Origin of the sequence: Streptomyces calidiresistens (assembly GCF_014141525.1) — a bacterium.
GTDB classification, from domain to species: domain Bacteria; phylum Actinomycetota; class Actinomycetes; order Streptomycetales; family Streptomycetaceae; genus Streptomyces; species Streptomyces calidiresistens.
Map to the genome: position 1 here is coordinate 1 of NZ_VKHS01000292.1, position 6,107 is coordinate 6,107.

The 6,107-nt window shown below is 73.1% G+C and carries 7 protein-coding genes, 1 rRNA gene and 1 pseudogene; 7 read left to right on the forward strand and 2 right to left on the reverse strand.

The features are described 5' to 3' along the window. The first annotated feature begins 7 nt into the window (after positions 1–7). The 6 genes from rrf (at position 8) to FOE67_RS13615 (ending at position 3,726) form a co-directional block, all read left to right on the forward strand. Positions 8–124, forward strand: a 5S ribosomal RNA gene (gene rrf / locus FOE67_RS13590). Positions 125–290: 166 nt separating this feature from the next. After that, positions 291–842, forward strand: a complete 552-nt coding sequence (locus FOE67_RS13595; RefSeq protein ID WP_228473860.1) for a GNAT family N-acetyltransferase — start codon at positions 291–293, stop codon at positions 840–842. Between the two features lie 92 nt (positions 843–934). Next, a complete protein-coding gene (locus FOE67_RS13600) occupies positions 935–1,522 on the forward strand; it encodes a GNAT family N-acetyltransferase (protein ID WP_182664007.1) in 588 nt (195 codons plus the stop codon). Between the two features lie 120 nt (positions 1,523–1,642). Further along, positions 1,643–2,287, forward strand: a complete 645-nt coding sequence (locus FOE67_RS13605; protein ID WP_228473857.1) for a carboxymuconolactone decarboxylase family protein — start codon at positions 1,643–1,645, stop codon at positions 2,285–2,287. Beyond that, positions 2,284–3,153, forward strand: a complete 870-nt coding sequence (locus FOE67_RS13610) for an RNA polymerase sigma-70 factor (protein ID WP_182664009.1) — start codon at positions 2,284–2,286, stop codon at positions 3,151–3,153. Before FOE67_RS13605 ends, FOE67_RS13610 begins: the two co-directional genes overlap by 4 nt. Positions 3,154–3,354: 201 nt before the next feature. Next, positions 3,355–3,726 (forward strand): nuclear transport factor 2 family protein, encoded by a 372-nt coding sequence (locus FOE67_RS13615; RefSeq protein WP_323384893.1) that lies wholly within the window; start codon positions 3,355–3,357, stop codon positions 3,724–3,726. Positions 3,727–3,885: 159 nt separating this feature from the next. On the opposite strand, the gene FOE67_RS13620 is transcribed toward FOE67_RS13615, so the two are convergent. Further along, on the reverse strand, positions 3,886–4,752 hold the full coding sequence (locus tag FOE67_RS13620) for an aldo/keto reductase family oxidoreductase (protein WP_182664013.1): 867 nt from the start codon (positions 4,750–4,752) through the stop codon (positions 3,886–3,888). Between the two features lie 141 nt (positions 4,753–4,893). On the opposite strand from FOE67_RS13620, the gene FOE67_RS13625 reads away from it, so the two are divergent. Then, positions 4,894–5,370 (forward strand): winged helix-turn-helix transcriptional regulator, encoded by a 477-nt coding sequence (locus tag FOE67_RS13625; RefSeq protein WP_228473858.1) that lies wholly within the window; start codon positions 4,894–4,896, stop codon positions 5,368–5,370. 19 nt (positions 5,371–5,389) lie between these two features. On the opposite strand, the pseudogene FOE67_RS13630 reads toward FOE67_RS13625, so the two are convergent. Beyond that, positions 5,390–6,107, reverse strand: a pseudogene (locus FOE67_RS13630) (type IV secretory system conjugative DNA transfer family protein); the annotation flags it as partial.

The following is a 6,107-nucleotide window of genomic DNA, read 5'->3' on the forward strand; positions in this document are numbered from 1 at the left end:
GCAGTGTTTCGGTGGTCATGGCGAAGGGGAAACGCCCGGTTACATTCCGAACCCGGAAGCTAAGCCTTTCAGCGCCGATGGTACTGCACGGGGGACCGTGTGGGAGAGTAGGTCGCCGCCGAACAATCTTTGAGAAGCGTGGTGTGTTGTGAGCCCTCGGGCTCCGACACACCACGCTTTTTTCATGCCCGAAAGCGGCGTCGGAAACGCCTTTCGGGGTAGGCTCCCCACTTCCTCCGGTCTTCCCGCCGGGGCGAGGTCTCACGAGTGGTTGCTTCGGGGTGACGATCATGGTGATGTTGGCGAGTTTTCCCCCGGACGTGAGGGTCGTCGGTACGAACGTCTCCCTGCGTCCCTGGGAACTCCACGACCTCTCTCACATGCCGGCCCTCTTCGACGATCCCGAGGTGGCCCGCTGGACCGCCCTCCCCTCGCCCTTCGACCTCACCGCCGCCCGGGCCCGGATCGCCAGGTCCCACCGTCTGGCCGCCGGCGGTATCGGGCTCCAGCTGGCCGTCACCCTGCCCGGGGAGGAGCGGGTGCCCCGTGGTGAGATCGGTCTCATGCGTGACGCGGACGAACCCGACACGGCCGAACTGGGCTACGCCATCGGGCCCGCCCACCGGGGAATGGGTCTGGCCTCCGGCTCCCTGGCGCTCTGCGCGGAACTGGCCCTTCGGGAGTTGGGCTTCGAGCGGGTCATCCTGCGCATCGATCCGGAGAACGCTCCCAGTCTCGGCGTCGCCCGTTCCGCCGGCTTCGTCCCCGCCGACGCGCCCCTCTTCCACCGCCCGATGAAGGGGCGCCTCCACACCCTGGTGACCTGGACCCTCCCGGTCTGAGCCCCGCCCGGCACCCCCGCTCCTCACCGGCGCGAATCGTTCGCTGTGAGCGGTGCTTGTTCCCCGGGGCGGGTTGCTGCGAGCATCGGGGGATGGCGGCTTTTGTGGTGCGACACACCGAAGCGCGTGATTGGCGCGCTCTTCGGGTGCTGCGCCTGACCGCACTGCGCGATCCCGTGGCGCCGCTCGCCTTCTACGAGCGCTACCGGGACGCCCTCCGGCTCCCCCGCGAGGAATGGCAACGACGGGCCGCCCCACGGGCCGACGCCCTCACCCTGGTCGCGGAGAACCTCCGGGAGGAGGGTCCCACCCTGCTGGGGATGGTGGTGCTGCTCGTGCGCACCGAGGACTCCGGAAGCCATGTGCAGCTGGTGGGGGTCTACGCGCGGTCGGAGTACCGCGGCACGGGTCTGGCCCGGAAGCTGCTGCGGGAGGCCGTGGACCGGACGGCCGGGCGCGAGGTCCGGTTGTTCGTGCACGAGCGCAACCACCGGGCCGCCCGCTGTTACGCCGCCCTGGGTTTCGAGCCGACGGGCCGCAGCGAGGAGGTGCCCGGCGATCCGCCCCTGCCCGGCCGCGAGCCGGAGCGGGCGTTGGAGATGGCGCTCCCACCCCGTCCCACCGCCGCCTGGTCCCCGACCCGGGCCACGACCGGGGTGTTCCTTCCCGACGGCGGGTGACTCCCCGGGACGTCGTCGGCCGAGTCGTTCGGAGGAGCGTGAGGGGGGAACATCCCGGCCGGGTGTCACACATCGGCGTCGGGCGGTGTCCTCGTGTCGGAAGCCGTGAACGACGGGCGAATGGGGACGTACATGAACACCGACACCAGTACCGGGACCACCCGGACCACCCGGGTTCCGCCGGCCGAGATCACCGGCCTGCGGGGCGCCGTGGCGAAGAAGCTCAGTACGAGGATGTTCGGCGAGGTGGTCGAGCCGCTGGGGGTGATGTGGCACCACCGGGAGGTCCTGGGGTTCGGTCTCCGCGCCGGACGGAAGGCCGCCAAGTGGGGCGAGTGCGACGAAGATCTGAAGGCCTTCGCCCACATGGCGGTGGCGTCCTTCGTCGGGTGCGGGTTCTGCCTCGATCTGGGGTATTTCCGGACCCGCCACGAAGGACTCGACGAGACCCGGGCCCGTGAGGTGCCCCGGTGGCGGGAGTCCGACGTCTTCACGCCCCTGGAGCGGGACGTGCTGGAGTACGCCGAGGCCATGAGCGGCACCCCGCCGACCGTGACCGACGAGCTCTCGGCCCGGCTCCTCGAGCGGCTCGGTGCCCCGGCATTGGTCGAGCTGACCGCCTGGATCGCGCTGGCGAACATGACGGCCCGGATGAACGTCGCCCTCGGCATCGGGGCGCAGGGACTCGCCGCCTCCTGCGGACTGCGCCCGCTCCCCGAACGGACCGGCACGGGAACGACCCGGGGGACGGACACGACCTCGTGACCGACGATCCGTTCGTCACCCATCGCGGCCTGCTCTTCACGGTCGCCTACGAGATGCTGGGCTCCGCCGCCGACGCCGAGGACGTGGTGCAGGAGACCTGGCTGCGGTGGGCGGACGCGGACCGGGAGAAAGTGCGCGAACCGCGCGCCTATCTGGTGCGGATCGTCACCCGGCAGGCGCTCAACCGGCTGCGGACGGTGGCCCGACGACGCGAGGAGTACGTCGGTGAGTGGCTGCCCGAGCCCCTGCTGACCGGCCCCGACGTGGCCGAGGACGTCGAACTCGCCGAGAGTGTCTCGATGGCGATGCTCACGGTGCTGGAGACGCTGCGACCCACCGAGCGGGCGGTGTTCGTGCTCCGGGAGGTCTTCGACGTCCCCTACGCGGAGATCGCGACGGCGGTCGGCAGGACACCGGCGGCGGTGCGGCAGATCGCCCACCGGGCCCGGGAGCACGTGGCGGCGCGGCGGCCCCGGACCCGGGTGGACCGTGCCGAACGGGAGGCGGTGGTCGAGCGGTTCATGGCCGCCGTTCGGGAGGGCGACCTGCGGGGGTTGCTGGACGTGCTCGCCCCGGACGTGGTCGTGGTGGCCGACGGCGGTGGGATCGCCCTGGCGGCCAGGCGGCCGATCGAGGGCGCGCACCGCGTGGCGCCGCTCCTCGCGGGGTTGGCGGAGCGCGAGCCCGGGCTGGAGGTGACGCCGATCCTCCTCAACGGCGAGCCGGGGATGCGGCTCGTTCTGCGGGGGGAGTTGATCGCGGTGGCGGGTGTGGTGATCGAGGACGGTCGGATCACCCGGGTCCACGCGGTGCGGAACCCGGAGAAGCTGACGCGGGTCGACGAGGAGGTGACCCTCAGCCGGTGAGCCGGGCACGGTGTCCCCGGTGGTTGACCGGGGGCAGCCGGCCCGGCCGGTGTCGGTGCGGGCCGGCAGGGTGGGCCCATGACCGCGCACACCTCTCCGCCCGTTCCCCCGAACCCGCCGTCCCCGTCCGTTCCGTCCCCGGGCTCCTCCGCCGACTCCCCGGCGGCCGGGACCGCCGGGCCGCTTTCGCCGCGGGAGTGCGTGGTCGAGCTGTGGCGGCGGATGGAGGCCCGCGACTGGTCCGGCCTCGGGGCGCTGATCGCGCCGGACGCGGTGATCGACTGGCCGGCGACGGGGGAGCGGATCGTCGGCCGGAGCGCCTTCGTCGCGGTCAACCGCGAGTACCCCGAGGGGTGGTCCATCCGGGTCCTGGACGTGCTCGCCGAGCCGGGCGGGGAGCGGGTGGTCTCCGAGGTGGAGGTGCCGCAGGAGGGGGTGGGCGTCTTCCGCGTGGCCTCCTTCTGGACCGTGCGCGGAGGCCTGGTGGTGGCGGGGACGGAGTACTGGGTGACGGTCGGGGGGGACGCCGCCCCCGCCTGGCGGGCCCCGTGGACCCGGCCCCTGCCGGGGTGAGGCACCGCGGCCCTCCCCGCCGCGGGAGCGGCGGGGAGGGGCGGCCGTCCGGCCCGACCGGGACACCGGGGTGCCGGCGGGTGCTTCCCGCCCGACCCCGTGCCGGTCCCCGCACGACACGCTCCCACCCCGTCGGAGGCGGTCCGTGTCGCGGTTGTCTCACCGGCCGATCGTGTCGAGTTCGGCGAGGTCCCCGGGGGAGAGCCGAAGTCCCGCGCCGGCGACGTTCTCGCGCAGGTGCGCGAGGGAGGAGGTGCCGGGGATCAGCAGGATGTTCGGCGACCGCTGCAGCAGCCAGGCCAGGGCGACGGACATCGGTGTCGCGTTCAGCCGGTCGGCCACGGCGGAGAGCGCCGAGGACTGCAGGGGGCTGAAGCCGCCGAGGGGGAAGAAGGGCACGTACGCGATGCCCTCCCCGGCGAGTTCGTCGATCAGCTTGTCGTCCTGCCGGTGGGCGAGGTTGTACATGTTCTGCACGCACACGATCGGTGCGATCGCGCGTGCCTCGGCGACCTGCTCGGCCGTCGCGTTGCTCACCCCGATGTGCCGGATCAGGCCCTCCTGCCGGAGCTCGACGAGCGTGCCGAGGGCTTCCTCCACCGACTCGGGTCGGGGTCCCATGGCATCCCCGAGCCGGAGGTTGACCAGGTCGAGCACATCGAGACCGAGATCCTCCAGGTTCTCGTGGACGGCGCGCCGCAGGTCGGCGGGCTTCCGGGCCGGGGGCCAGCCGCCCTGTTCGTCGCGCTCGGCACCGACCTTGGTCACCACGTGCAGCGTTTCGGGATAGGGGTGCAGCGCCTCCCGGATGAGCCGGTTGGTGACGCGGGGGCCGTAGACGCCGGCGGTGTCGATGTGCGTGATCCCCAGCTCCACCACCTCGCGGAGGACGGCGAGCGCGGCGTCGCGATCGGCCGGCGGCCCGATGACCCCGGGGCCGGCGAGTTGCATGGCGCCGTAGCCGAACCGGGAGACGGTCAGATCGCCCATGGAGAAGGTGCCACCGGGAAGTGCGCGGGAGGACATGGTCGTACCCCTGCCTTTCGTTCTGTACCGAGGGTGTACCGAGGGTGTGCCGCGGGGATGTGCCGCGGCTCCCGCTCCAGCCTCGTGACATGACATCCTGAAAGGAAGTAGGCACCTGAAAGTGCGTAGGGAACCCCGTGGATGGCGAGGGAGCGTGCGGTGACGACCATGACGGCGGCCCAGCGGCGGGCCCGGGCCCGGACGGAGTACGAGGCCTTCCTGGCGGCCTGTCCCAGCCGGGACCTGCTGAACCGGATCTCCGGCAAGTGGGTCGCGCTGACCCTTTCCGCCCTCGGCGGCGGTCTGCCCGGACCCGAAGGTGGCTGCGGCGGTGAACCCCGGCCGATGCGCTACTCGGAGCTGGCCCGCACCCTGGCGGGGGTCAGCCAGAAGATGCTCACCCAGACCCTGCGCTCCCTGGAGCGGGACGGTCTCGTCAGCCGCACCGTGGTGCCCACCGTGCCCGTCACGGTCACCTACGAGCTGACCGAGCAGGGGGTGTCGCTGTACCGGGTGGTGCGCGGCCTGAAGACGTGGGCCGAGACCCACATGGACGAGGTGATCGCCCACCGGGCGAGGTACGACGCCGGCGTCGGTACCGGTACCGACGCCGACTGATCGTCCCCCCGGACGCCGTTCAGGGCAGCCGGGGGAGGGTGTCCAGGGAGTCGAGCAGGGCGCCGCGCAGCGGGGCGGTGAGCGGATCCTCGCCGATCACGTAGAGGGTGGCGCCCTCGCCGGCGATGTTCTCCAGGGCGATGGTGTCGGCCCGGCCCGGTGAGCAGGAGTGACGGACGTTCACCCGTTCCAGGGCCTCCAGCGCACGGGCGACCAGGGCGAGCCCGGCGTCCCTCCGCCCGGGGTGGGAGCCCAGGGCGCCCTCCAGTTCCATGGACATGCCGGGGGCGACCCGGGGGTGGGCGCGCAGGACGCGCGCCGCCTCGCCGCCGCCCGAGCGTGCCCAGCGGTGGATCCGCCGGCAGTCGGCGCCGTCGAGGGCGGCGGCGTGCAGGAAGCAGCGCAGCAGGGTCTCGGCGGTCTCCGCGTCCAGGGCGAAGACGGGTTCACCGGGCCGTACGGGGGCCAGCAGGGCCCTCGCGCGGCGGCGGGCGACGACCGGGTCGGCGCAGCCCCGTTCGGGGCTCCAGCGCAGCCGTACGGGGGCGTCGACGCGGTGTTCGGGGTCGTAGACGTGCACCGGGCCCAGCCGGGAGCGCCGGCGGGCGGTGCGCTCGTACAGGGTGCCGTCGGGGTCCGTGACGACCAGGGGGCCGGGGGCGGCGGCGACGGCCCCGGCCGCGTCGGGATCCGCCGGTGCGCCGGCAGCCGGTGCCGGGGCCGGGACGGGACCGGGG